Consider the following 24111-nt stretch of genomic DNA (forward strand, 5'->3'; position numbering starts at 1 on the left):
CGGTACAGGACGGGAGACTGGGTATGATGAGGGGCGGGACTGTTGCGGGAGCGGTTTTGGGCGCCATGACGCTGCTCGGCTGCCTGGCATCCTCCGCCGAAGCGGCGCAATGCGGCAGCTCGCCGGCCGGCTTCGAGGCCTGGAAGCGCGAGTTCAGCGCGGAGGCGCAGGGCAAGGGCATCGGCCCCACCGCACTGTCGGCGCTGATGCAGACCAATTACGCCAGCGCGACCATTGCGGCCGACCGCGGCCAGCGCAGCTTTTCGCTGACGCTCGATCAGTTCCTGGCCAAGCGTGGCGCCACCACCATCGTCGCCAAGGGCCGGCAGCTCAAGCAGTCGCAGGCCGCCTTGTTCGCCTCGATCCAGCAGCGCTATGGCGTCCCGCCCGGGCCGCTGATCGCGATCTGGGGCATGGAGACCGGCTTCGGCAGTCAGCGCGGCAACCAGAACATGCTGTCGTCGATCGCGACCCTCGCGTATGATTGCCGCCGTCCCGAATTCTTTACCGACCAGCTCTACGCCGCCTTGAAGCTGATCGACCGCGGCACGCTGTCGGGATCGACCCGCGGCTCCATGCATGGCGAGGTCGGCCAGACCCAGTTCATGCCCAAGAACATTTTGGCCTACGGCACTGGCAATCTCGACGTTGCTGCGAATGCGCTGAGCTCGACAGCGAATTTTCTCAAAGCGCATGGCTGGCGCGCGGGAGCCGGGTACCAGCCGGGCGAGCCGAATTTCGCTGCCATCGAGGCTTGGAATGCCGCAGGCGTCTATCAGAAGGCAATCGCGCTGATGGGCCGGCAGATCGACGAGGGTGGGGGCGCCGCAGCCTCGCGCTAGAGTATGATCCAGACCCGAAGGGCCGCGTTAGCGAAAAGTGTTGCGCGGCTTTTTCGAAAAGATCATGCTGAAACAATAACCTAAAGCGCGATGACGATCTCATCGCGCTGAAGGTTGCTCAGCAAGGCGTGATGCGCCGACGCGAGAAAGTTGTTGCCATTGGGAACCGGCGGCACGAGGTTTGCTTTTATCAAGTTCAGGGCTGGGCATGAGGAGACTCAATATGGCTACCCAGATCGTGATGGACCAGACGGGCGATACGCGCCACGAGTTTGATCCTGGCAATGCCGAAGCGCTGGCGCGAGCCGAACGGCGCTTTCGGGAGCTGACCGGAGCCGGCTTCACCGCCGCGCTTCGAACCGGGCCCGGCGAAGTCACCCGTATCAGATCGTTCGATCCGACCGCGCAGGAAACGTTGTTCTATCCCCGCCTGGTCGGCGGCTGATCTGAGCTGCTCATGATCGCGGCAGTTTGGCTTCGCGCACCGGCGCGTGCGCGTTTGCATGCGCTGCGTGAACTCTATCGCCGCTTCTTCGGCGAGAACACGCCGGATGCCCGCGGCCGCCGGCTTCTGGCCGAATGGCTGACGCCGGCGCAGCGCGCGCAGTTCGAGCAGCACCGGTATTTCGACGTCGTCGGCTGCGACACCGGCAGGACCTATCGCATCCATTACGGCACGGCCGCCAACGTCCATGAGATCGATGTTGAAGGGCACGCGACGATGGGGTGGTGCTTCGTCCCGTCAGGCTTCCTGGTGCCGGGCGACGTGATGCTGGCGCAGAAGATCGCGCTCGAGACGGACGAGAAGGGAGCGCTTGCGCTCGCCAACCGGTTTCCGCCGGCCACGCATTCCGAGCACTTCTACCGACGGCCTTTCTAGCGCGGGTAAGGGCGAGGCGGTCAGGAGTGCGTGGTGCGGTAGGCGTCCAGCGCATGCGCCGCGAAGATGCCGATGCTGCAAAGCGCGAGCAGGGCTGAGATCAGCTCAATCATAGCTCGTCCTCCAGTAGCGGCTGGGCGACAAGATTTTGGCAGCAGGAATATTCGTAGATCAGGTCCAGGATGAATTGCATGGTGGCCGTCCCTGTATTTGTTTTGACAACCACTTAACTGGCCATCTGTTTCAGGCGTGTTTCGTCGCATCGGGAAAGGGGTTTCGCGCGGAACCCTGCGCTGGTTTGTGCGCTGCGGGCCCGCTATATCCCGCTATCGCTCAGGGCCATTTAAGCCGTCTCCTCGGGAGCGGCGCATCATATTGCGAGGCAAAATCATGGCGCAGGTCGAGTGGTTCGACGATCTCACCGTCGGAATGCGGTTCAAGTCCCCCGAAGTTCTGGTCACCGAGGCCGACATCAAGCGCTTCGCTGCCGAGTTCGATCCCCAGCCGATGCATCTCGACGATGAGGCCGCCAAGACGACCCTGTTCAAGGGGCTTGCTGCCTCGGGATGGCACACCGCCGCGATCGCCATGAACCTCGCGATCCAGACCCGCCCGTTCGGTCCGCATCCGCTGATTGGCGCCGGTGTCGATGGCCTGCGCTGGACGATGCCGGTGCGGCCCAATGATCGTCTGCATCTGGTCGGCGAGGTTATGAGCCTGACGCCGTCCAAGTCGAAGCCTCAGGGTATCGCGCTGGTCAAATGGACCATGCTCAACCAGAACGGCGAGGAAGTTTACACCTTTACTCCCATCGCCATCGTACCGCGGCGGGACTCGCGTTGAATCATTCGGCGAGCCCCTGAACCGGCGCCGCGCTGATGTCGCTGCCGTGATGCGTCAGCGGCTTCATGCCGGTGACGGTTCTGAGCAACACATAGAACACCGGTGTCAGGAACAGGCCGAACACGGTGACACCGATCATGCCGGAGAACACGGCGACGCCCATGGCGCGCCGCATCTCCGAGCCTGCGCCCGTCGAGAGCACCAGCGGCAGCACGCCCATGATGAACGCCATCGACGTCATCAGGATCGGGCGCAGTCGCAGCCGGCTGGCTTCGATCGCGGCCCGGATCGGCGTGCGCCCCGCAAACTCGAGCTCGCGCGCGAATTCGACGATCAGGATCGCGTTCTTGGCGGAGAGGCCGACGAGCACGATGAGGCCGATCTGGGTGAAGACGTTGTTGTCGCCCTTCGAGATCCAGACGCCGAACATCGCAGCGAGCAGGCCCATCGGCACGATCATGATGATCGAGAGCGGCAGGGTCAGGCTCTCATAGAGCGCGGCCAGCACGAGGAACACCAGCAGGATTGCCAGCGGGAATACCCAGATGCCTGAATTGCCGGCGATGAACTCCTGATAGGTCAGGTCAGTCCATTCGAAGGCAAAGCCGGGCGGCAGCACCTCCGCGGCAATCCGCGTCGCGGCTTCTTGTGCCTGGCCCGACGAAAAGCCGGGGGCTGCCGCCGCGTTTATGTCGGATGACAGGAAGCCGTTGTAGCGGATCGCGCGCTCTGGTCCTGCGCTCTGGCGGATCTTGAGCAGCGCCGACAGCGGCACCATGTCGCCTGAGGACGAGCGCACTTTCAACTGCCTGATGTCGTCGGCGCGGGCGCGGAACGGCGCGTCAGCCTGGACCCGGACGGAGTAGGTGCGGCCAAACTTGTTGAAGTCGTTGACGTAGTAGGACCCGAGGTAGATCTGCAGTGTGTTGAATACTTCAGTCACGGGCACGCCAAGCTGGAGCGCCTTGGTGCGGTCGATGTCGGCGAAGAGCTGGGGCACGTTGACCTGGAAGCTCGAGAACACGCCGGCGATCTCCGGCGCCTTCTGCATCGCCGCCATGAACGCCTTGGTGGCTTCGTTCAAGGCGTCATAGCCGAGGCCGGCGCGGTCCTCGATCTGCAGCTTGAAGCCGCCGATGGTGCCGAGGCCGTTGACCGGCGGAGGCGGGAACATGGCGATGAACGCCTCCTGGATGCCGGCATATTTCTTGTTCAGCTCGGCCGCGATCGCTGGCCCGCTGAGCGAGGGATCCTTGCGTTCGTCGAACGGCTTCAGCGTCGAGAACACGATGCCGGCATTGGAGGAATTGGTGAAGCCGGAGATCGACAGGCCTGGAAAGGCCACCGAGCTCTCGACGCCGGGCTGGGTCAGCGCGATGTCGCTCATCTTGCGGATGACTTCTTCGGTACGGTCGAGCGTGGCGCCATCGGGCAGGCGAGCGAAGCCGACGAGGTATTGCTTGTCCTGTCCCGGCACGAAGCCGCTCGGCACCTGCTGGAACAGCAGGGCAGTGAGGCCGACCAGCCCCACATAGAGGCCCATCACCGCGGCCTTGCCCGAGATCACCTTGGTAATGGTGCCGCTGTAACTCTCCGACGAGTAGGTGAACGCCCGATTGAAGCGGCGGAAGAACCAGCCAAGGCTCTTTTCCATGACGATCGTCAGCTTGTCCTTCGGCTCGTCATGGCCCTTGAGCAGCAACGCCGACAGCGCCGGTGACAGCGTCAACGAGTTGATGGCGGAGATGACCGTCGAAATCGCGATCGTCAGCGCGAACTGCTTGTAGAACTGCCCGGTGAGACCGGAGATGAAGGCGAGCGGCACGAACACCGCGATCAGCACCAGCGCGATCGCGATGATCGGACCCGACACCTCACGCATGGCCTGATAGGTGGCATCCCGCGGCGACAGCCCGGCCTCGATATTGCGCTCGACATTTTCGACCACGACGATGGCATCGTCGACGACGATGCCGATCGCGAGCACGAGGCCGAACAGGCTGAGCGCGTTGATCGAGAAGCCGAACACGTGCATCACCGCAAACGTGCCGACGATCGACACGGGCACGGCGAGAAGGGGAATGATCGAGGCCCGCCAGGTCTGCAGGAACAGGATCACGACCAGCACCACCAGCGCGATCGCCTCCAGCAGCGTGTGGATGACGGCCTCGATCGAGGAGCGCACGAACTGGGTGGGATCGTAGACGATCTGGTAGGACACGCCTTCCGGCATGTTCTTCTTGATCTCGGCCATGGTGGCGCGGACGTGGTCGGAAATCTGCAGCGCGTTGGAGCCGGGCGCCTGGAAGATCGGGATTGCCACCGCCTGCTTGTTGTCGAGCAGCGAGCGCAGGCCGTACTCGGACGCGCCAAGCTCGATGCGTGCGACGTCGCGCAGCCGCACCACTTCGCCGCGTGCGCCGGTCTTGACCACGATGTCGCCGAACTGCTCCTCGTTTGCGAGCCGGCCTTCCGCATTGACCGAGAGCTGAAGATCAATGCCTTTGATGTTCGGGGAAGAGCCGACGACGCCAGCGGCGGCCTCGACGTTCTGCGCCTGGATCGCCCGCACGATGTCGCTCGCGGTCAGCCCATGCTCGGCCGCCTTCTGCGGATCGACCCAGACCCGCATCGAATAGTCGCCGGCGCCGTAGAGCTGGACGTCGCCGACGCCATCGATCCGCGCCAGCCGGTCCTTGACGTTGAGCACGGCATAGTTGCGCAAATACGTCATGTCGTAGCGGCCGTTCGGCGACAACAGATGCACCACCATGGTGAGGTCGGGCGACGACTTCTTGGTGATGATACCGAGCTGGCGCACCACATTGGGCAGGCGCGGCTCGGCCTGCTGCACGCGGTTTTGCACCAGCTGCGTCGCCTTGTCGGGGTCGGTGCCGAGGCGGAACGTCACCGTCAGCGTCATGGCGCCATCGGTGGTCGCCTGGCTCGACATGTAGAGCATATTCTCAACGCCGTTGATCTGCTCTTCGATCGGTGTCGCCACCGTCTCCGCGATCACCTTGGGGTTGGCGCCGGGATAGGTCGCGCGCACCACGACGGAGGGCGGCACCACGTCCGGATATTCCGAGATCGGCATCGCGAACAGCGAGATCAGGCCGGCGAGGAAAATCAGGACCGACAGCACGCCGGCGAAAATCGGACGATCGATGAAGAATTTTGAGAGATTCATGGCCTTGCCCCTGGGCAATATCATTCCGATCTCTGGCCGCCTCACCGTCGTTCCGGGGCGCGCGCGTTGCGCGCGAATCCGGAATCCAGAGGTGAAGTGATCGGAGTTTCGTAACTGTTCGATCCCGGGTTCGTGCTACGCGCGCCCCGGGATGACGGAAAGCACTAGCGTTGCACCACGTCCTGGTTGCTGTGGTTGGACGCCTGCTGCGGCCCCCGCGCGCCCATCTGCGCGATCTCCGTCTTGAGGAGGGCGCCGGGACGCACGCGCTGCAGGCCGTTGACGACGATGCGGTCGCCGGACTTCAGGCCCGAGGTGACGATACGAAGCCCGTCGACGGCGCCGCCGAGGGTAACCGGCCGGTAGACGGCGCGATTGTCATCGCCCACCGCCATCACGAACTTCTTGTCCTGGTCGGTGCCGATCGCGCGCTCGTCGATCATCACCAGCGCCTGTTGCTTCGGCTGGCCCATGCGCACGCGGGCGAACTGGCCGGGGATAAGGCGGCCGTCATCGTTCTTGAATACCGCGCGGACGCGGATGGTGCCGCTCTGGCCGTTGACCTGGTTGTCGATGAGCTGGATGTGGCCCTTCGCGGACAAGCCGCCCGAGGTCGTCATCTCGACCGGGATCTGGTCAAGCTTGCCGCGCCGGCCGGCGCTATCTGCGATCGAGTTCAGCGCGCGCAGCACGACCTCTTCATCCGCATCGAACGAGGCGTAGATCGGATTGACCGAGACCAGCGAGGTCAAGACCGGGGATGCGGTGCCGGCGGCGACGAGATTGCCGACGGTGACCTCGATCTTGCCGACGCGGCCATCCACGGGTGCGCGCACCTCGGTGTAGTCGAGATTGAGCTTTGCCGTCTGCAGCGTCGCCTCGGCCGCCTTGACGTTGGCGATGGCTTCACGATGGGCATTGTCGCGCTGGTCGTAGTCGCGCCGGGTGACCACGGCATTGCCGACGAGCTGCGCGCCGCGCTCGAGCTCGCTCTGGGTGAAAACGACGCGGGCTTTCGCAGCCTCGAGCTGGGCCGCAGCCTTGTCGACCTCGGCCGCATAAGGGGCGGGATCAATCTTGAACAGCACGTCGCCAGCCTTCACCAGCGCACCTTCGGTGAAGTTTGCCGACAGGATCGCACCCGCGACGCGTGGGCGGAGCTCGACGCGGTTGATGGCCTCGAGCCGGCCGGAGAAATCGTCCCACAGCACGGTCTGCCGTGGCTCGATCATCGCGACGGTGACGGAGACAGCTTGTTCAGCCGCCGCCGGTGCGGTCGCTTGCGCGGCATGAAAATAGCGGCCGGTGGCGATCGAGCCGGCCGCGGCGAGGGCGCCCACGATGGCAACGCCACTCAGAAGGCGGCGGAAACGGCCGGTGCGGGAGGTATTTTGGGAGGGGTGCATTTGCGCGCTCCAGATATGTAGTGTTCGCTACAGATGTGGAGCTGGATACCGCAGCGCAAGATACTTATGTACCGTTCGCTAAGAAAATTGTAGCGCGATACCGCAAGAATTGGAAGGCACTAGGAAAGTAGAATTAGAACAAATAGTTAGGATTCGGCGTTAAGCCTTAGGCAGAACCTGAATTCCGAGGAGGTAGGTACATGGGCATGGGACGCCCCCGCGAATTCGACGCCGAAATGGCGTTGGATCAGGCGATGGAAGTGTTTTGGCGCCATGGCTATGAGGGCGCGACGATCGCCCAGCTCACGGAGGCCATGGGTATCAATCCGCCCAGCCTCTATGCCTGCTTCGGCAACAAGGAAGGCTTGTTGAAGGCCGCGCTCGATCGGTACACCAAGCTGCGCGGCGCCTGGATGGACGAGGTGGTGGCAGCGCCGACCGCCCGCGCCGTCGCCGAGCGGATGCTGATGGGCATCGCCGAAAAACAGACCGATCCCGCCAATCCGCCGGGCTGCCTGCTGGTGCAAGGCGGCATCGCCTGCGGCACCGGCTCCGAGAACGTCCCCTTCGAGCTCGCCGCCCGCCGTGCCCAGAACGAGGACCAGCTTCGCGACCGTTTCGTCCGCGCAAAGGCGGAGGGCGATCTCAAGGAAAGCGCCGATCCCGCCGCGCTCGCGCGCTACGTCTCGGCGGTGTCGGTCGGCATGGGCGTGATGGCGTCTTCGGGCGCCGATCGCGAAGCGCTGCGGCAGGTCGCGAGCGTCGCCGTGCAGGCGGTCGAGGCGCAGTCGGCCGACAGGCCCCAATAGCCTCGCCGGACCTCATCTTGCGCGCCGCCTCGGCGCCTCTCTTGGATTTGCAGCGACCATGTTCGCGCTGACATTTCTCGGGACATCGGCGAGCGTTCCCTCAGCGGAGCGCAACCATCCGGCGCTCCTCGTGGAAGCCGCAGGCAAGCGCGTCCTGATTGATTGCGGCGAGGGCACGCAGCGCCAGTTGCTGCGCAGCGGCGCCGGCTTTCGGCGGCTCGACCGCATCCTGCTGACGCACGCGCATCTCGATCACGTGCTCGGCATCCCCGGCCTGTTCTCGACGCTGGGCTTGCGGCAGACCTCCGACGCGATGACAATTCACGGCGGGCAGGGAACGCTCGACATCGTCATCCGAATGCTCGCAGGCCTGTGGGGCGCGGGCAGGGCGCCGATCGCGGTCAAGTTCGCACCGCTGAGCGCGGGACGGGTCATCGATGCCGATGAATTCACCATTGACTGTTTTCCGGTCCGCCATCGCGACACCGACAGTTTTGGTTTCGTCTTCCAAAGCCCCGCGCGCCGTCATCTTCGGCCTGATCGCCTCGTAGCGCTGGGTGTCCCCGACGGTCCCTTGCGCGGCGAGTTGGCCGCGAGCCGACCGATCGTGCTTGCCGGCCGAACCATCGATCCGGAAGACGTGCTCGGCCCCCCGAGCCGCGGAAGGAGGCTCGTCGTGATCGGCGACATCGAGACCACCGAGGGGCTGTCCCCATACGTAGCCGACGCCAACATGATGGTGATCGAGGCGACGTTCCTCGATCGCGACGCGCCGACCGCGCGGAATTACGGCCATCTCACAGCGGCGGAGGCCGCTTCCTTCGCGGCCGCGAATAATGTCGGCCAGCTCGTGCTGACCCATATGTCAGGGCGCTACGAAGACGAGGAGATCCTGGCGGAGGCGACAAGGATATTTCCGAACAGCCGGATCGCCGCCGACTTCGACCGTCTCGTGATCTAGGCGCCGCGACCGCGCTCAGCTCGACAATCCCGACTTGATCGCGAGATCCTGCGCCTGGCTCGTCACCTGCACCAGCCGCGGCAGCGCCTGATCGCGGAAGGCCGCCATGTCCATCCGCATCGCATCGACGGTGACGCTCAATCCGGCGATCACCAGACCTTGCGCGTCGAAGATCGGCGTTGCCAGCGTGCGCAGGCCATAGGCGTTCTCACCGTCGGAGACGGCATGGCCTTTCTTCTTGACCTGATCGAGCCGGGCGAGCAGGGCATCGAGGTCGGTGAGCGTTCGCTCCGACAGCTTTAGGCGGGGGCGCAACTGGAGCCGCGCGATCTGCTCGTCGCGCGCCAGATACGCCAGCATGACGTGGCCGAGCGCGGCGCTGTAGGCGGGGATGCGCGTGCCCGGCCGGCGATCCATCTTGTGGCGATCGAGGCCGGCACCGACGCGGGCAAGATAGACCACGTCGCCGCCGTCGAGGATGCCGAGCGAAGCCGCATCGCCCACCGCAGGCACGAGCTCGCGCAGCAGCGGCTCGACGATGGTCCGTAAGGATCCGTGCGACAGCACGGTGTAGCCGAGATCGAGGCAGGCGACGCCGAGGCGGAATCGGCGGCTCTGCGGAACCGCCTGGAGATATCCGAGCTCGATCAGGGTCTGGATCAGCCGGAACGCGGTTCCGCGATCGAGATCGGCCCGTGCGGCAATCTCACTCAGGGTGAGCTCGAAGGCCTCGCTGGTGAAACTCTTGAGCACGGCGAACGCCTTGCCGACGGAAGCGACGTAATTCTTTGGATTTTTCGGTGTGGATTCAGGTTTACGCTTTGCGGCCTTGTTCTCAGCCTTTGCCATCCTCGAATGCCCGCCATGACAGCTGCCCTTGACGCGGCGGCAGCTGGATCCTACCAACTGGATAGAGCATAACAAATGTTCGCATTCCGAACAATATCGATTTGGCGATCGGAGGAAGTTTGTCGACATCATCGCTGCACCCTCATGGCGTGTTCTCCGCCGCGTTGACGCCCCTCGACGCCGGGCTCGCCCCCGATCATGCGCGCTTCGTCGCGCATTGCCGTTACCTGCTGGACGAAGGCTGTGACGGCATCGCGCTGCTGGGCACCACCGGCGAAGCGAACTCCTTCTCCGCAGCCGAGCGCATGGCGCTGCTCGAGGCAGTGGTGGCCGCGGGCATCGCGCCGCAGCGGCTTCTGCCAGGCACCGGCGTCGCTGCGCTCACTGAGACCATTGCGCTGACGCGTCACGCGCTCTCGGTCGGGGTCGACACCGTGGTGATGCTGCCACCGTTCTACTACAAGGGCGTCAGCGACGACGGCATCTACGCGTCCTACAGCGAAGTCGTGCAGCGCATCGGCGATGCCAGGCTGAGGATCGTGCTCTACCACATCCCGCAGATGTCGGCCCAGCCGATCTCGCATGCGCTGATCGAGAGGCTGCGCAAGGCCTATCCTGCGATCTTCACCGGCATCAAGGATTCCTCCGGCGACTTCGCCAACATGACCGCGATGGTCGAGCGTTTCCCGGGTTTTTCGGTTCTCGTCGGGGCAGATCCACTGCTCTTGCCGCTGCTGCGCAAGGGCGGGGCAGGCTGCATCACCGCAACCTCCAATCTCGTCGCGCGCGACCTTGCCTACGTCTACAAGCATTTTCGCGACAGCGACGATGATGCGGGGCTCAAGGCGGCGCGGGAGCGCATCGTGAAGGCGCGCGAGCTGGTCTCGCGTTTCCCGCAGATGGCGTCGCTGAAGACGATCGTTGCCGAGCGCACCGGTCATGCCGGATGGCAGCGCCTGCGGCCGCCGCTGGAATCGCTGCCGCCGGTCCAAGTGAAAGAGCTGCTTGCGGATGCGGCGGCATTCGCCGCCGCCACCGTGTAGACTCGACCGAAGCGACGAGGCGAACCGATGTCCGATGCTTTCCAGGATGCGCTGGCCGGGCTCGCCGCGATCGTCGGCGACAAGCATGTCATCGCGTCCGGACCCGACCAGGAGCCCTATGTGGTGGACTGGCGCGGGCGCTATCACGGCCGTGCGGTCGCGGTGGTGAAGCCGGGCTCGACCGCCGAGGTCGCCGCCATCGTGAAATTCTGCGCCGCAAGGCGGCTCGCCATCGTGCCGCAGGGCGGCAACACCGGCATGTGCGGGGCGGCGACGCCCGACGATCGCGCGGGCAATGTCGTGATCCGGCTCGACCGCATGCGGGCCGTGCGCGACGTCAGTCCGCTCGCCAACACCATCACGGTGGAGGCCGGCTGCATCCTCGCGGAGGTACAGAACGCGGCGCGGGACGTCGACCGCTACTTTCCCTTGAGCCTTGGCGCCGAGGGCTCCTGCCAGATCGGCGGCAACATCTCGACCAACGCCGGCGGCACCGCCGTGCTGCGTTACGGTCCGACGCGCGATCTCGTGCTCGGGCTGGAGGTCGTCTTGCCCGATGGCCGCGTCTTCAATGGCCTGCGCGCACTGCGCAAGGACAATACGGGCTATGCGCTCAAGCAGCTCTTCATCGGCGCGGAGGGCACGCTCGGCATCGTCACCGCGGCAGTGCTGAAGCTGTTCGCGCCCCCGCGCAGCTCGGCCCTGGCGTTGTTGAAGCTGCAAGGCGTGGAGCAGGCGCTCGAGATCATGCAGCGCCTGCGTGGCGCAGTCGGCGACCGGCTCGGCAGCCTCGAGATCATGTCGCGCTCGCAGGTCGAGGCGATCGCCGCGACGGTGCCGCATGTCACCATTCCCTTCGAGCTGACGACGCCGTGGTATCTGATCGTCGAGCTGACCGATACGCTCGCGGGCGTTGACCTCAATGAGCCGCTGGCCGCGGTCCTCGCGGATGCGATGGAAGCCGGGCTCGCTGACGACGCCATATTGGCTTCCAATCTGACCCAGGCGAAGGCGATCTGGTCTGTCAGGCACAGCGTGTCCGAAGGCAACAAGCGCAGCGGCTATGTCGTGTCGCACGACAGCGTGGTGCCGCTGGAGCGCCAGGCAGCGTTCGTCAACAATGTCGAAGCCCGCATCAAGGCGGCCCTCCCGCATGCGAACGTCGTCATGCACGGCCATATCGGCGACGGCAACATCCACGTCGTGGCCCTGATCGATCGCGTGCATTGCCAGGATCCGGATACGACAGCGAGGCTCGTGGCGCACATCAACGAGATCGTCGACGACGAGACCGCGGCGCAGGATGGAGCGATTAGTGCCGAGCACGGCATCGGCATTACCAATCGCGGCAGGCTTGCGCGGGTCGCCGATCCTCTCGATATCGAGCTGATGCGCGACATCAAGCAATTGCTCGATCCGCATCGCCTGATGAATCCCGGCAAAATCTTCAGCATGGGCGTAGCCTGACCATGACGAGCGTCCGCCTGCTTGCTGACGATCTCACCGGTGCCCTCGACACCGCGGCGGAGTTCGTCGGCCTGTGCGGACCGTTTGACGTCACCTGGCCGGACGCACCTGCGACGTCCGGCTCCGGGAGTCTCGCGATCGACAGCGGTACCCGCGAGCGGTCGAAGGCCGAGAGCGTCGAGATCGTCGCGCGGCTGGCGCCGCAGCTCGAGGGGGCGACGATTGCCTACAAGAAGGTCGACAGCCTCCTGCGTGGCGCGTGGGCGGCCGAGCTCGGCGCCTGCCTGCGCAGCGGCCACTGGGTATCCTGCGTCGTCGCGCCCGCGTTCGACTATCAGGGGCGCCGCACCGCGGGCGGCCAGCAATTCGCGCGCACGATGCAAGGCGAGTGGCACCGGGTCGGCGACAATTTGCTCGATCAGTTGAGGCAGGACGGCATCGAGGCGCGGCAGGGCAGCTCCGATACGCTGGCGCTGGGCGGCGTTCAGGTGTTCGATGCCGAGAGCGACATCGACCTCGATCGCGTCGTCGAGATGGCACGACGCATGCCGGGACCCGTACTGTGGTGCGGAAGCGGCGGATTGGCCGGCGCGCTTGCACGCAGCCACCGTGCCGATGCGCCGAGCCAATTGAAGTTGCCGGTGCTGGGGTTGTTCGGCTCCGACCAGCCCGCCACCGCCTCTCAGCTGGCTGCGTGTGGCGCGGCGACGATTGCGCTTGCGGAAGGCGAGGGCGCGGCGCGCGTCCGGCGCAAGCTGGGCGACGACCGCGTCGCGATGGTCAAATTCTCTCTCGCCGAAGGCTTGATGCGCACTGAAGCGGCGCGGCGGATCGCGCGCGAAATGGCGGCATTGATTGCGGCGCTCGACCCGCCCGGCACGCTGATTGTCGCCGGCGGTGAGACCCTGAAGGCCGCATGCGTTGCCCTTGGCGCGCATGCGCTCCAGGTGACAGGACGTATCGTTCCTGGATTGCCGCGCTCGATCCTGCAAGGCGGGCGCTGGGCCGGCGTCGACGTGATCTCGAAATCCGGCGCATTCGGTCCCAGCGGGCTGTGGCGTGACCTACTCCGGGACAATCATCTGCTCAGAATGGAGAGTCCGACATGACCTCTCGTCATCTTGCCATCACCATGGGCGATCCGGCCGGGATCGGGCCGGAGATCATCGTCAAGGCCTGCGTCGGGCTGAAGGAGCGGATCGCGAAGGGCGATCTGCGCCTGCTCATCATCGGCAGCGGCGCAGCGCTCGATGGTGCCAAGTCCGCGCTCGGCGCCGATGTCGCGATCCCGGAGGTGACGGCCGACGATCGCGAGTGGCCCGATCTCTGCTACCTGCAGGCCGACGTCGAGGGCGATCCGATCAAGCCGGGCGTGCTCAGCGCCGATGGCGGCCGCTTTGCCTACAAGGCGATCGAGCAGGGCGTGCGCTTGACGCAGGCCGGCCGGACCGCGGCCATCGTCACCGCGCCGCTCAACAAGGAGGCCCTCAACAAGGCCGGCTATCATTTCCCGGGCCATACCGAGATGCTGGCGCATCTCACCGGCGTGCGCGGCTCGGTTATGCTGCTCGCCCACGGCAACATGCGCGTCAGCCATGTCTCGACCCATGTTGCGCTCGAGGACGTGCCGAAACGGCTGACGCCGGAGCGGCTGCGCATGGTGATCGACCTCACCAATGACGCGTTGCGCCGGCTTGGCATTGCCAGGCCGAAGATCGCGATCGCCGCCCTCAATCCGCATGCCGGCGAGGGCGGTCTGTTCGGCCGGCAAGATATCGACGTATCGGCGCCGACGATCGCGAAGGCCGTGGCGGATGGCCTCGACGTCGTCGGTCCGGTGCCGGGCGATACCATTTTCGTCAAGCTGCGTGCCGGCCAGTTCGATGCCGCGGTCGCGATGTATCACGATCAGGGGCACATTCCCGTCAAGCTGCTCGGCTTCCAGGTCGACCCGGCGACCGGCCGCTGGCAGGAGCTCTCCGGCGTCAACATCACGCTCGGCTTGCCGATCATCCGCACCTCCGTCGATCACGGCACCGCCTTCGACATCGCCGGCAAGGGCATCGCCAACGAGCACAGCCTGATCGAGGCCATCGATTATGCCGAGCGGCTGGCCGCCGGCACCTCCGCAGCCAAATCATGAGATCGAACGCACGATGACCAACGCCTTCACGCCCATAGAAATCCAACGTCCCACCATCCTGGAGTTCGGCAACGGCACGATCACCGCTGCAGCGCGCTTCGTCGAGCGGATCGGCGCCAGGCGGCCGCTGGTGATCTCGGACCCGTTCAACGCGCGCCGTGTCGACACGCTGGCGCTGCCGGGGGCGGTGAAAGTGTTCGGCGACGTCAAGCCCGAGCCTGACCTGCCCAATCTCGAGAAGGCGTTGGCGATGGCGAAGGAGGTCAAGCCCGATCTCGTCGTCGGCTTCGGCGGCGGCAGCGCGATGGATCTCGCCAAGCTGGTCGCGGTGATGTGCACGAACGAGGTCGCATTCGCCGACATCGTCGGGCCCGAGAAGGTGGCCGGACGCAACGTGGCACTGATGCAGATCCCAACCACCTCGGGTACCGGCAGCGAGGCCGGCACCCGCGCGCTGGTCACCGATCCCGTCAGCCAGAACAAGCAGGCAGTGCAGAGCCGCTTCATGCTGGCCGACATCGCGATCATCGATCCGGACCTGACGATGACCGTGCCGAAGCAAGTGACTGCGGCGACCGGCGTCGACGCCTTGGCGCATTGCGTCGAGGCCTACACCAGCCGCAAGGCGCATCCGACGATCGACCTCTATGCGCTCGAAGGCGCACGGCTGGTCGGACGCTATCTCAAGCGCGCGGTCACCGATGGCAGCGACCGCGAGGCGCGTGCCGGCCTGTCACTGGCCTCGCTCTATGGCGGCTATTGCCTCGGGCCGGTGAATACGACGGCGGGCCACGCCGTGGCCTATCCGCTCGGCACGCGCCATCACGTTGCGCACGGTCTCGCCTGCGCGGTGATCTTCCCGCACACGCTCGCTTTCAACATGCCGGCGGTGAACGAGAAGACAGTCGCCGTGCTGGGTGCACTGGGGCTGCCGGAACGCAATGATCCCGAGCTTGCATTCGATGCCAGCTATGAGTTCTGCAAGGACCTCGGCATCGAGATGCGACTGTCCGCGCTCGGCGTGCCCAGAAACGATCTCGGCGTGATGGCGGACGAGGCGCACGCCATTCGTCGCCTGCTCGACAACAATCCGCGCGATTTGAGCCGGGATGCGATCCTCAACATGTACGAGGTCGCGTTCTGACACGCCTGCTGCGCGCGGCAACAATCAACAACACAATGAAAGTAGAGGAAACTTCGATGAGATCGATGTGGCTTGGTCTTGTGTCGGCAGTGCTGCTGACGACGTCGCCGGTGCAGGCGCAGGACGCCTATCCGTCCAAGCAGGTAACTGTGATCGTTCCCTTCGCCGCCGGCGGCACAGCGGATATCTTCGCGCGCATGGTCTCGAACCAATTGCAGACGAAATTCGGCAAGCCGTTCGTGGTCGAGAATGTGGGCGGCGCGGGCTCGATCCTCGGCGTCACGCGGCTGGCGAAGTCGGCGCCTGACGGCATCACGCTCGGCCTTGCCAGCACCTCCGCGCTCGCGATCAATCCGTCGCTCTACGGCCCGAAGCTGAGTTACCAGCCGGACAAGGATCTGGTGCCGGTCGCCCAGATCAGCGTCGTGCCCAACGTGCTCGTAGTGAACCCGAGCAAGATCAAGGCGCGCACCGTGCCGGAACTGATCGCGTATCTGAAGGCGAACCCCGACAAGGTCTCGTTCGGCTCCGCCGGCGTCGGCACTTCGCAGCATCTGGCCGGCGAGCTGTTCCAGCAGATGACCGGCACCAAGATGGTGCACGTGCCCTACAAGGGGTCGAGCCAGATGCTGACGGACCTGCTCAGCGGCCAGATCGATCTCGCCTTCGACAATGTGCCGCTGCTGCTGCCGCAGGTGAAGACCGGCCAGCTCGCGATGCTGGCGACCGCAACCCCCAAGCGCGCCGACTTCGATCGCGAAGTCCCCGCGGTGGCCGAATTCCTGCCGGGCTTCGAGGCGGTGGCCTGGCACGGCTTCTTCGTCCCTGCGGGCACGCCGAAGCCGATCGTCGAAAAGCTCTCGGCCGAAATCCGCGCCTTCATGCAGCAGCCGGAGACGGTGCAGAAGATGGCCGAGCTTGGTGCCGCTGCGGTGGCGGTGGATTCGGAGCCCTTCGCAGCCTACATCGCCTCCGAGACGGTGCGCTGGAAGAAGGTGATCGAGGCGGCGAACATCAAGCTGGAGTAGGCGCACCGTTGCTGGTCTTTCGCCAGCTGAAACGGGCCGGATCACGACGCGGCCGCTTCTCCGCGGTCCGGCCCGAAATGCGCTTTGTTAGCTCACGCCATGGGATCCTGGAATGTACACGTGACGCCGATCGGGGTGCTCGCGTTCTCCTGCCGTAGTGCCGCGCGTGACACAATGACGGTTCGCTCGGGATTGGCGAAATTCTCGCGCATCTCGATCATGAGTGCGTTGTCGGCGAGCGTCATCATGCGCCCTGACCCGACCGCTCCGTCCGCAGCCCGCGCCACACAGTAGCTGAAATCCACGGAACCATAATCCGGAAGCGGAAACAGGTCGCCGCTGCTCGGGTCGGTCGGCCGCTCCATCACCCATTCCACCGATGATCCGAGCGGTTCGATCTCTCCGGGCGGCTGTCGGACGAGAAACGAGCGGAATTCGCCGGTGCTCTGGTTCTTGATGAAGTACAGAACGTCTCCGCTGACCTGCACCGCAAGACCCGCGAGGATCTCATCGCCGGTCTCGATCGGCAGGTTGTCGATCACCGTGATCGCTTGCGGCGTCATGTCCTTTTCGTCCGAGTTGTGCCACCAGTCCCACCAGGCGAAGTGATTTGGCTTGCGGTTGGGCCAGTGGCCGGTGCCGATTTGAGGAAGGGACGTATTGGGTAACCTGCCGTTGCGGCCGTCGAGGCCCACCCACAACAACGATTTGGGGTCGTCGGAGTGCGTGTTCAGCGCCGGCGCGGACGGCTGACGCACGGCCGGCACCTTCCATCCGCCTGCTGCGAAAACGATCCGCTGCGGCCAGGGCGTGGAGACCAGCGCCCCCGACCAATTCAACATCGATTCAAGTGCTCCTCCGAGCGATGGGGGGTCGATGGTGCTGAACGTCGGTCGCTTCGCGGAAAAGCGCGGCGAAACGAGAGTTGTCCAAAATTTGAACAGCTCCGGCTCGGTGAGAACATCCGGCTTTTGCGGAATGCCGTAGAGATCGAGCTTGTCCGAGCTGGCCTCTAGGAGATTGAAGCCCTCCGGCACGACCTCGTACAAGCCGTAGCCATCACTCTTGCGCATCTTTCCCTCCTGCGAAGACACCGGTGTCCGCCCACTCGCGCCTGGCGTTGTCGACGAGCTCCCTGAACTTCGGCAGGTATGTCCGATCGAGGAGAATTTTGTCAGTGATCGCGGCTGCGAGTGTCACGCCTGCCATGGTATCCGAGCGATAGTGGAGGCCGGCGATTTCGCGATTGCGCGCCACTCTGTCGGCAAGGGCACCAAGCGTCTTTCCGATCGTGGTTCTCCCCGCGACTCCCGGCGCGGGGGCTGGAACGCCGAGGGATGGCGGTATGACCTCCGTGAGCAGAGCCGCGAAGACGTGAGCCTGGGTAGCGTGACCGCTTGGGTAGGACGCATGCCCGCCGTGCTGGATCGGCGACATGAGGCCGGGCACGACCTGGGTTGGACGCGGACGATTGAAATGAGCCTTGTAGTGCATCGTGATCAATGCCGTGAGCGCGTCGGCGACGATCAGCATGCGCGATGTCGCCGGGTGCGTCGTCGCCGTCGCGGACACCAGATGCAGGAACTTGCTGATGAATTCGTCGGCCTCGGATACGATGTCGTCGAGGGCCGCAGCGCGCTCGTGAACTGCCATGTTTCTCAAGGCGCTGATATCGTCGTCAAGCGCCCCGGCCCAAGGGGTTGGCCCGGCGCCGAGCAGCGCAAATCCGCCGAGCCTGTCGAGCCAATCTGCCCGGCTGGCAAGATCGGACATCACGACCCAGGCGTACCAACGGGTCGACCACAGCCTCATGCCAAAGCCGCTGGGATCGAATCTGGCGCCGGCGATATCGCGCTCGCTTATGAACGGGCGATCGACGCGATCGCTGAACATGGCGCCGCCTGATCCGCCCGCGTTGCCGCCGTAGCCTCCATACCCGCCATACCCGCCGTAGCCTCCATAGCCGCCATATCCGCCGTAACCGCCATATCCCCCGTATCCGCCTGCCATGTGTGCCTCCTCTGTTTAGAATTCGTCGGTGCCGCTCGTGCCGTCTCCGTGTTGAAGTGTCGCCAGCCGTGAGAGCGCTGCTTCGACCCGCGTCAGGGTCGGCTTCGGCCACGGCGACGTCGTGATCCACCTCAGATCGATCTCGCCCGCCGTCATCAGGGGTTGGGCAAAAGTCTGCGCATCGTCGAGACGTCCGCTCTCCACGAGTGCGGCAACGAGGACGCGCAGGTTCACCTGGTTGCTGGGCAATTGCATCGCAACCCGCATCGCGTGTTCGATGGCAGATGTGAGATCCCGCTTGGCAAAATAGGCCTGAGCCGAGATCATCTCGGCGAACCATGCGTGCCGATCTCTCGGGGACAGGCGCAGATTGACTGCCGCATCGCGGAGCGCATCTTCGTAGTTTTCGCAGCGGACATGCACCGCGGCCCGGTACGCGAATGCGAGCGCCAGGTTCGGCGTAAGCTCGATCGCGCGGTCAAGCTGGCTGAGGGCCCCGACATGGTCGTGCTTGCACTGCGACAACGTGTAACCGCCGACGGCGTTGGCGAGCGGATCTGCCGAGTTGCGCTCCAGCGCTCTTTCGGCGAGGGCACGCGCGGTATCGCGCTCGTTCAATGCATTCGCGGACCATCCGCGCGCCACGCGCTGCATGTGCCAGATCGCGCTGTACGACAGCGGCGGAGCCCAATTGGGGCTGAGCATGTGCGCCCGCTCGAAGTTGGTTCGCGCCGTCACGAACGTCGTGTACTCCGGACTGAACATCTGATCGTAACCGACCAACGCCAGTTGATAGGCGTCGAGATCGTCTGGTCTCTTCTGCATAGCGCGATGAAGCTCCCGATCGCGGACTTGGGGCGCCAGCGAGCGGATGACCTCGACGGCGATGCGATCCTGCAAGTCGAAGACATCGGCTGCAGTCCCGCTGAGACGATCGACGCGGACGACTTCGACCGTTTCGGCGGCAACGAGCTCGGTCGAGATCCGGATCTGATCGCCGGCGCGCTGAATGCTTCCATGAAGCAGGTATTGCGCATTGAGATCGCGGCCGATTGCACGCAGATCCGGCGTCTGCGATGCCGGGATCATCGTGGAGCCGCGGGAAATGACGAACAGCTCTTTCAATCCCGACAGAGCCTGGACGACACTGTCGACGACGCCAATCGTGAATTGAGGCTCCAGGGTGGGCGAGAGCGCGCGAAAGGGAAGGACGGCGACCGACGGCCGGCTGACGACGGATCCGGCCAGGGCGACAGCGGGTGCTGCTACGGCGGACGCAGCCGGCCGCACGACGGTTTCGGGCTGCTGCTGCCGCAGGCCGGCGATCAAGTCCTGCGTCAGTTTGTGCGGCTCGATGTCGTAAGCATCTTCGAGTTGGCGCCAGAGGCGCGCATAGATCGCGAGTGCCGCGCCAATGCTCCCGGTCGCGAGATGGCTCTTGATGAGAACACGAATGGCCCGCTCGTTTTCGGAATCCAGCCGGTGGATCGCCTTCGCAGCAGCTTCCGCGGTTGCCGCCACGACGGGGTCGGTCTCACTGGGCAGCAGCCTCGTCAGCGCGTCGATCAGCCGTTCGTGGATCAGGGGGCGCGTCTCTGCGAGCCATTCCGAGAATGCCGGATCGACGCCCTCCAGGTCGTCGAGGATATCGTCGGTCAGGCGTTCGCGCGTGAGCAATAGTGGATGGACGATACCGCGCTCGGCATCCGAGATGATCTCGACCAGATCACACGTCACCCGCTCGATCTCGAGTGCCACGTGGATTTGGTCTGCATGGAAGTGCGGGCAACCGAGCGCCTTTAGCTCGCGCTGAATCTGGCTTAACGATTGGCGCAGCGAACCCTTTGCGAGCGGGTCTTCCTTCTCGCTCCAGAGCAGCCCGACCAACTTGCTCCTGGGCAACTGGCGTGCGGAGGAGAGCATCATGTAGCCGAGAAGCGCTTGCGCCTTTCGGCCGAGCCCGACCTCGTGCCCGTCCACGGACGCCGAAAATGCTCCGATGATTTTAAGTGTCAGGTGGCGGGGCTCGTCTGCGCCAACCGCCTCGTTGCTGTTGACTCCCGACATCTCGTCCCATCCCCCGTCGATGATGTCGACGACGCTGTAGGAGGGCAGGTTCCGGGTGGCCAGACTTGGCAGAATGCAAACGATCGGTTCGCGCGGTCTGCGAAGCCAATGACAGGTGAGCTCAGGAATACAGCCCGCCGGATCTGATGCAATTCGGGAATGGTACATCTCGCGTCGTCGGATGGTCAAGGGTTGCGGAATGATCGAAATGCGACTTGCGGGCGGAATGAAAAAAGCTCGCTACTTCGAGCCGAGGAGCGTGAAATCAGCGTGAATCGGCGGCTCTCCGGCGGCATGCGGGGCAGTCGCCGCGCCGTCGACAACTCACGCGCGAACTCGATCTGACTTGTTCGCCTTGTCCGACATATCGTGCGCGGCGGCGGAAGGCCGGCAGGGAGAGATGACGGTATCGTGTACGGCAAGTCCCGCGCCCGTCGACGCGGCGCGTTGCGCGCACGCCGGATTCACGGCTGATTCACGGCCGACTTCGCTTCGCCGGTCTAAGCTTCGTTCGTGACCGAAGTGTCGCGCAACTTGGCAAGGGAGAGGCGTATCATGACTGTCCTGCTGAGAAACACCTTCAAAGTCTGGATCGATCGTGCGCCCGGCGCGCCGCCCAAGCTGATCATGACGGGAGACGTGCGGGTGCCGACCAACGGCTGGCAAGCCCGCCTGACAAAGCGCACGCCGCAGGGGATCAATCCGAAGATCCTGATCCTCGACGTGAATGCCCAGGAGCCGAGCGGGGAAGCTCTGCAGGAGATCACGACGATCCCACTCCGCTACGAGGAAAGTCCGCCGCAGGACGAATACGGCCAGGTGATGATTGCGAACGGCAAGGGTGAGATCGTTGTCCACATCGGTCGCACGCATTGATGGCGTGCTCTGGTCGGAATGGTCGCATCCGATCCGGCCATTGCGCGCACGTCCCGTGCACGCTGAGATCACCGAGGTGAGCTTGCAGACGCGGTGCCGCGAACATGCGCTCCGCGCTTATTCCGAAAAGGAGCGCCAAGACGTTTCGCTCGGGCGTGAACGCAGCAAGAACAAGCAACGATGTTCACAGAAGGGCTGGACCGCGAAGATCAGCGCGGCTATATGAGCGGCCTGCGAGCCGCTGATTTGCAAAATTTTCAGCCAGCCTCGCAAGACTCCGAAGAAAGCTTAGCGATTTCAAGCGCTTCGGTGGGGAATGGTGTAACGGTAGCACAACAGACTCTGACTCTGTTTGTCTTGGTTCGAATCCAGGTTCCCCAGCCACCAACCCGCTAATGACCTGAGCATCTTGGGATTTTCGGCGCGGCATTCCGCCTTCTTGCCGAGACCCGCTCAAAATGCTCCCACAATGCTTCCACATCACCAAAAAGCGCGGCGTGTACTACTACCGTCGGCGCATTCCAATGAGCCCCAACGGGGAGATCGTTCTGTCGCTGAGGACGCGCGTCTTCCGCTTGGCGGAGTGTCGGGCCAGCGGACTGGACCAAGAGTTTAGAAGGCTCATTCAAGAAGTGACGACGACGGACAAGACCGACCTTCCGGCTATTCTACGAACCTACCTCAAGCAACGATTAGACCGCGACATGTGGTGTCGGGCCGAAACCCCAAATGCCCCGATATTCGCCTCGCCTGTGCCGGGCAAGTCGCACGCAAGTGTGGACCTCGAGTGGATTGAGCATGAACTTGCTACCGCTCGCGGTGAGTTGGCTTCAAGGGCCTACAGCCACCAGCGTCCTCTGATCGACGAGGTGATGGAGGCTCATAACGTCCCAGAAGAATACCGGAACGCTCTCGCCCACGGCATCCTTCAGGCAAACGTCGAGTTGTGGGAAACGGTACGACAGCGAACGCTCGGCAACTTCCCTTCCGTCGGCGAGGCGCCCCTGCCGGCAAAGAAGAGCAGCAAGCCCGCAGTTGAGGTGCCGACCGGCCTCCCGCTGACCCAGGTACTGCCACGGTTTCTCGACTTCGCTGAGAAGGACAAGGGTTGGCGCGGACAAACACTCGCGCAGAATAAGGCGAGCTATCGGATGTTCGAGGAGTGTTGCGGGGACAAGCCTGTCGCGGCCTATGTCAAGACCGACCTGACCAAGTTCTACGATCTACTGAGAGCTCTGCCGCAACTGTACTCGAAAAGCAGGGAATGGGAGGGCCTTACGCTTGAACAGATCGCGGATCAGACGAAGGGGCGGGACATTCCGCGTCTGAGCATGACCACCATCAAGCGCCACTTCTCCGCACTCGGCGTGCTCTTTGCATACCTGAAGCGGCGCGGAGAATACTCAGGAGAAAATCCGGCATACGGGTTTGAGTTCCCGAAAAAGGGCCGTGCGCGGCATGGTCGGGACATGTGGGAGGGAGAACCGCTCACCCGACTATTTGCTTCACCCGTGTGGACGGGCTGCTTATCGAAGGATCGTCGCTCGCGACCCGGATCGGTGATCATTAAGGATGACAGGTACTGGCTCCCTCTGCTCGGCCTCTATCGCAATGGTGAAGGGACTGGATCGCACCAAGCTGATTGGACAGGCGGTCGAGGCGCTGATTGCTCCCGATGATCGCCGACGTGGATACTTCCGTGTCGTGAGCGCAACCGTTCGGGCTTACAAGGCGCTTCTGCCAGATGAACGAGCCGCGCCATACTTGAAGCCTGTCGCCACACTGCACGTCATCGCCGAGGCTATTCGTGGCAAGCTGGGACCGGTGGACATCTCTGCCGTATCAGCAAAGATCGAAGCGCTGCTAGACGAGAAGATCGAAGGCGTCGCGATCACGGCTCCAATCATTGAAGGAGACGAGGCTGGAGGCCGTGTTGACCTCTCAGCTATCGACTTCGACAAGCTCGCCAAGCTGTTCTCCAGCCGACCACGAACCGCTGCCGAGCAACTGCGCTCCGAAGTGGAGGCAAAGGCACATCACATGGCAGAACGCAACCCGACGCGAGTGCATCTTGTCGAGAAGTTGGAGAAGCTAGTCGAAGCATACAACCTCGGAACCGTACAGGTGGAAGCGTTCTTCGAGGCGCTCAAGGCTCTTGCAGCCGAGATGGATGAAGAGGAGCGTCGGGCCGCGCGGGAGAACCTGAGCGAGGATGAACTTGCGATCTTCGACTTGCTTACAAAGCCCGAACCGAAGCTCACGAAGGCGCAGGAGGCCGCCGTGAAGAAAGTGGCCCGTGACCTGTTGGAGAAGCTGCAGGAGCAACTTGCTGTCGCTGAGTGGCAGAACAAGCAGCAGACGCGAGCGGCCATTCAGAGCACCATTCGGTTCACCTTGAACGAGCTGCCCGAGGACCCTTACCCAGAGTCCGTTTGGAACGAGAAGGTGAATGCGGTGTGGGCCTTCATCTTCTCGAGAAGGCAAGAGAGGGCCACCCCGCTACAAAGATGAAATGCTCCAACCAGCCAGCACCGCCAACCAACTCGCGAGCAT

General features: G+C 64.1%; 21 protein-coding genes and 1 tRNA gene. 16 read left to right on the forward strand and 6 right to left on the reverse strand.

Annotation, left to right across the window (positions count from 1 at the left end; all coding sequences use genetic code 11):
- Positions 1–23: 23 nt before the first annotated feature.
- The 4 genes from EAV90_RS08545 (at position 24) to EAV90_RS08560 (ending at position 2565) form a co-directional block, all read left to right on the forward strand.
- A complete protein-coding gene (locus tag EAV90_RS08545) occupies positions 24–842 on the forward strand; it encodes a lytic murein transglycosylase (RefSeq protein ID WP_122403777.1) in 819 nt (272 codons plus the stop codon).
- Positions 843–1065: 223 nt separating this feature from the next.
- Complete coding sequence (locus EAV90_RS08550; protein WP_007592399.1) at positions 1066–1287, forward strand: hypothetical protein; 222 nt, start codon at positions 1066–1068, stop codon at positions 1285–1287.
- Between the two features lie 12 nt (positions 1288–1299).
- The gene (locus tag EAV90_RS08555; RefSeq protein ID WP_122403776.1) at positions 1300–1722 is read left to right on the forward strand and encodes a hypothetical protein; all 423 of its coding nucleotides are present in this window, start codon (positions 1300–1302) and stop codon (positions 1720–1722) included.
- 390 nt (positions 1723–2112) lie between these two features.
- Positions 2113–2565, forward strand: a complete 453-nt coding sequence (locus tag EAV90_RS08560; protein WP_122403775.1) for a MaoC family dehydratase — start codon at positions 2113–2115, stop codon at positions 2563–2565.
- Position 2566: 1 nt separating this feature from the next.
- Here the strand turns inward: EAV90_RS08560 and EAV90_RS08565 are convergent, their stop codons facing one another.
- On the reverse strand, positions 2567–5755 hold the full coding sequence (locus tag EAV90_RS08565) for an efflux RND transporter permease subunit (protein WP_122403774.1): 3189 nt from the start codon (positions 5753–5755) through the stop codon (positions 2567–2569).
- Positions 5756–5919: 164 nt separating this feature from the next.
- Complete coding sequence (locus EAV90_RS08570; protein ID WP_122403773.1) at positions 5920–7161, reverse strand: efflux RND transporter periplasmic adaptor subunit; 1242 nt, start codon at positions 7159–7161, stop codon at positions 5920–5922.
- A gap of 200 nt (positions 7162–7361) precedes the next feature.
- On the opposite strand from EAV90_RS08570, the gene EAV90_RS08575 reads away from it, so the two are divergent.
- Together EAV90_RS08575 and rnz are read left to right on the forward strand one after the other, a co-directional pair.
- Entirely contained in the window at positions 7362–7970 is a 609-nt protein-coding gene (locus EAV90_RS08575) for a TetR/AcrR family transcriptional regulator (RefSeq protein ID WP_129143172.1), read from the forward strand.
- A 58-nt stretch (positions 7971–8028) separates the two neighbouring features.
- Complete coding sequence (gene rnz / locus EAV90_RS08580; protein ID WP_129143173.1) at positions 8029–8931, forward strand: ribonuclease Z; 903 nt, start codon at positions 8029–8031, stop codon at positions 8929–8931.
- A gap of 15 nt (positions 8932–8946) precedes the next feature.
- On the opposite strand, the gene EAV90_RS08585 is transcribed toward rnz, so the two are convergent.
- Positions 8947–9780 (reverse strand): IclR family transcriptional regulator, encoded by an 834-nt coding sequence (locus tag EAV90_RS08585; protein ID WP_129143174.1) that lies wholly within the window; start codon positions 9778–9780, stop codon positions 8947–8949.
- 119 nt (positions 9781–9899) lie between these two features.
- On the opposite strand from EAV90_RS08585, the gene EAV90_RS08590 reads away from it, so the two are divergent.
- The 6 genes from EAV90_RS08590 to EAV90_RS08615 are packed head-to-tail and all read left to right on the forward strand — an operon-like array spanning position 9900 to position 16605.
- Positions 9900–10823 carry a dihydrodipicolinate synthase family protein gene (locus EAV90_RS08590; protein ID WP_164936837.1) on the forward strand — a complete coding sequence of 308 codons (924 nt, stop codon included), beginning with the start codon at positions 9900–9902 and terminating at the stop codon, positions 10821–10823.
- Between the two features lie 27 nt (positions 10824–10850).
- Entirely contained in the window at positions 10851–12290 is a 1440-nt protein-coding gene (locus EAV90_RS08595; protein ID WP_129143175.1) for an FAD-binding oxidoreductase, read from the forward strand.
- A 2-nt stretch (positions 12291–12292) separates the two neighbouring features.
- Positions 12293–13399, forward strand: a complete 1107-nt coding sequence (locus EAV90_RS08600) for a four-carbon acid sugar kinase family protein (protein WP_122403768.1) — start codon at positions 12293–12295, stop codon at positions 13397–13399.
- Positions 13396–14433 carry a 4-hydroxythreonine-4-phosphate dehydrogenase PdxA gene (pdxA, locus tag EAV90_RS08605; RefSeq protein ID WP_122403767.1) on the forward strand — a complete coding sequence of 346 codons (1038 nt, stop codon included), beginning with the start codon at positions 13396–13398 and terminating at the stop codon, positions 14431–14433. Before EAV90_RS08600 ends, pdxA begins: the two co-directional genes overlap by 4 nt.
- Positions 14434–14446: 13 nt before the next feature.
- Positions 14447–15577: an iron-containing alcohol dehydrogenase gene (locus EAV90_RS08610; protein ID WP_245509478.1), complete on the forward strand. Its 1131-nt coding sequence runs from the start codon at positions 14447–14449 to the stop codon at positions 15575–15577.
- 56 nt (positions 15578–15633) lie between these two features.
- Positions 15634–16605, forward strand: coding sequence for a Bug family tripartite tricarboxylate transporter substrate binding protein (locus EAV90_RS08615; RefSeq protein WP_162500324.1), 972 nt, complete (start codon positions 15634–15636; stop codon positions 16603–16605).
- A 92-nt stretch (positions 16606–16697) separates the two neighbouring features.
- On the opposite strand, the gene EAV90_RS08620 is transcribed toward EAV90_RS08615, so the two are convergent.
- From EAV90_RS08620 to EAV90_RS08630, 3 genes are all read right to left on the reverse strand, one after another.
- The gene (locus tag EAV90_RS08620; protein ID WP_164936838.1) at positions 16698–17654 is read right to left on the reverse strand and encodes a G1 family glutamic endopeptidase; all 957 of its coding nucleotides are present in this window, start codon (positions 17652–17654) and stop codon (positions 16698–16700) included.
- Between the two features lie 10 nt (positions 17655–17664).
- On the reverse strand, positions 17665–18498 hold the full coding sequence (locus tag EAV90_RS08625; RefSeq protein WP_208738477.1) for a phosphatase PAP2 family protein: 834 nt from the start codon (positions 18496–18498) through the stop codon (positions 17665–17667).
- A gap of 132 nt (positions 18499–18630) precedes the next feature.
- A complete protein-coding gene (locus EAV90_RS08630; RefSeq protein WP_164936839.1) occupies positions 18631–20682 on the reverse strand; it encodes a BTAD domain-containing putative transcriptional regulator in 2052 nt (683 codons plus the stop codon).
- Positions 20683–21195: 513 nt separating this feature from the next.
- Between EAV90_RS08630 and EAV90_RS08635 the strand changes: the two genes are divergently transcribed.
- The 4 genes from EAV90_RS08635 to EAV90_RS08650 all read left to right on the forward strand — a co-directional run bounded on the left by EAV90_RS08635 (position 21196) and on the right by EAV90_RS08650 (position 24069).
- Positions 21196–21558: a hypothetical protein gene (locus EAV90_RS08635; RefSeq protein ID WP_245509479.1), complete on the forward strand. Its 363-nt coding sequence runs from the start codon at positions 21196–21198 to the stop codon at positions 21556–21558.
- Positions 21559–21868: 310 nt separating this feature from the next.
- Positions 21869–21942: transfer RNA gene (locus EAV90_RS08640), tRNA-Gln, on the forward strand.
- 74 nt (positions 21943–22016) lie between these two features.
- A complete protein-coding gene (locus tag EAV90_RS08645) occupies positions 22017–23237 on the forward strand; it encodes a DUF6538 domain-containing protein (protein ID WP_347338797.1) in 1221 nt (406 codons plus the stop codon).
- Positions 23170–24069, forward strand: a complete 900-nt coding sequence (locus tag EAV90_RS08650; protein WP_245509480.1) for a type I restriction enzyme endonuclease domain-containing protein — start codon at positions 23170–23172, stop codon at positions 24067–24069. Before EAV90_RS08645 ends, EAV90_RS08650 begins: the two co-directional genes overlap by 68 nt.
- Positions 24070–24111: the final 42 nt, after the last annotated feature.

Origin of the sequence: Bradyrhizobium vignae (assembly GCF_004114425.1) — a bacterium.
Classification (GTDB): Bacteria; Pseudomonadota; Alphaproteobacteria; order Rhizobiales; family Xanthobacteraceae; genus Bradyrhizobium; species Bradyrhizobium vignae.

Excerpts from the sequence above, each read along its gene's own strand:
- EAV90_RS08555 (WP_122403776.1), top strand. The coding sequence starts at position 1,300 with ATGATCGCGGCAGTTTGGCTTCGCGCACCGGCGCGTGCGCGTTTGCAT.
- EAV90_RS08560 (WP_122403775.1), top strand. The coding sequence starts at position 2,113 with ATGGCGCAGGTCGAGTGGTTCGACGATCTCACCGTCGGAATGCGGTTC.
- EAV90_RS08550 (WP_007592399.1), top strand. The coding sequence starts at position 1,066 with ATGGCTACCCAGATCGTGATGGACCAGACGGGCGATACGCGCCACGAG.
- EAV90_RS08615 (WP_162500324.1), top strand. The coding sequence starts at position 15,634 with ATGAGATCGATGTGGCTTGGTCTTGTGTCGGCAGTGCTGCTGACGACG.
- EAV90_RS08565 (WP_122403774.1), bottom strand. The coding sequence starts at position 5,755 with ATGAATCTCTCAAAATTCTTCATCGATCGTCCGATTTTCGCCGGCGTG.
- EAV90_RS08570 (WP_122403773.1), bottom strand. The coding sequence starts at position 7,161 with ATGCACCCCTCCCAAAATACCTCCCGCACCGGCCGTTTCCGCCGCCTT.
- EAV90_RS08600 (WP_122403768.1), top strand. The coding sequence starts at position 12,293 with ATGACGAGCGTCCGCCTGCTTGCTGACGATCTCACCGGTGCCCTCGAC.
- EAV90_RS08625 (WP_208738477.1), bottom strand. The coding sequence starts at position 18,498 with ATGTTCAGCGATCGCGTCGATCGCCCGTTCATAAGCGAGCGCGATATC.
- EAV90_RS08610 (WP_245509478.1), top strand. The coding sequence starts at position 14,447 with ATGACCAACGCCTTCACGCCCATAGAAATCCAACGTCCCACCATCCTG.
- EAV90_RS08630 (WP_164936839.1), bottom strand. The coding sequence starts at position 20,682 with ATGTCGGGAGTCAACAGCAACGAGGCGGTTGGCGCAGACGAGCCCCGC.
- EAV90_RS08645 (WP_347338797.1), top strand. The coding sequence starts at position 22,017 with ATGCTCCCACAATGCTTCCACATCACCAAAAAGCGCGGCGTGTACTAC.
- EAV90_RS08585 (WP_129143174.1), bottom strand. The coding sequence starts at position 9,780 with ATGGCAAAGGCTGAGAACAAGGCCGCAAAGCGTAAACCTGAATCCACA.
- EAV90_RS08595 (WP_129143175.1), top strand. The coding sequence starts at position 10,851 with ATGTCCGATGCTTTCCAGGATGCGCTGGCCGGGCTCGCCGCGATCGTC.
- EAV90_RS08575 (WP_129143172.1), top strand. The coding sequence starts at position 7,362 with ATGGGCATGGGACGCCCCCGCGAATTCGACGCCGAAATGGCGTTGGAT.
- EAV90_RS08650 (WP_245509480.1), top strand. The coding sequence starts at position 23,170 with ATGGTGAAGGGACTGGATCGCACCAAGCTGATTGGACAGGCGGTCGAG.
- EAV90_RS08545 (WP_122403777.1), top strand. The coding sequence starts at position 24 with ATGATGAGGGGCGGGACTGTTGCGGGAGCGGTTTTGGGCGCCATGACG.
- pdxA (WP_122403767.1), top strand. The coding sequence starts at position 13,396 with ATGACCTCTCGTCATCTTGCCATCACCATGGGCGATCCGGCCGGGATC.
- rnz (WP_129143173.1), top strand. The coding sequence starts at position 8,029 with ATGTTCGCGCTGACATTTCTCGGGACATCGGCGAGCGTTCCCTCAGCG.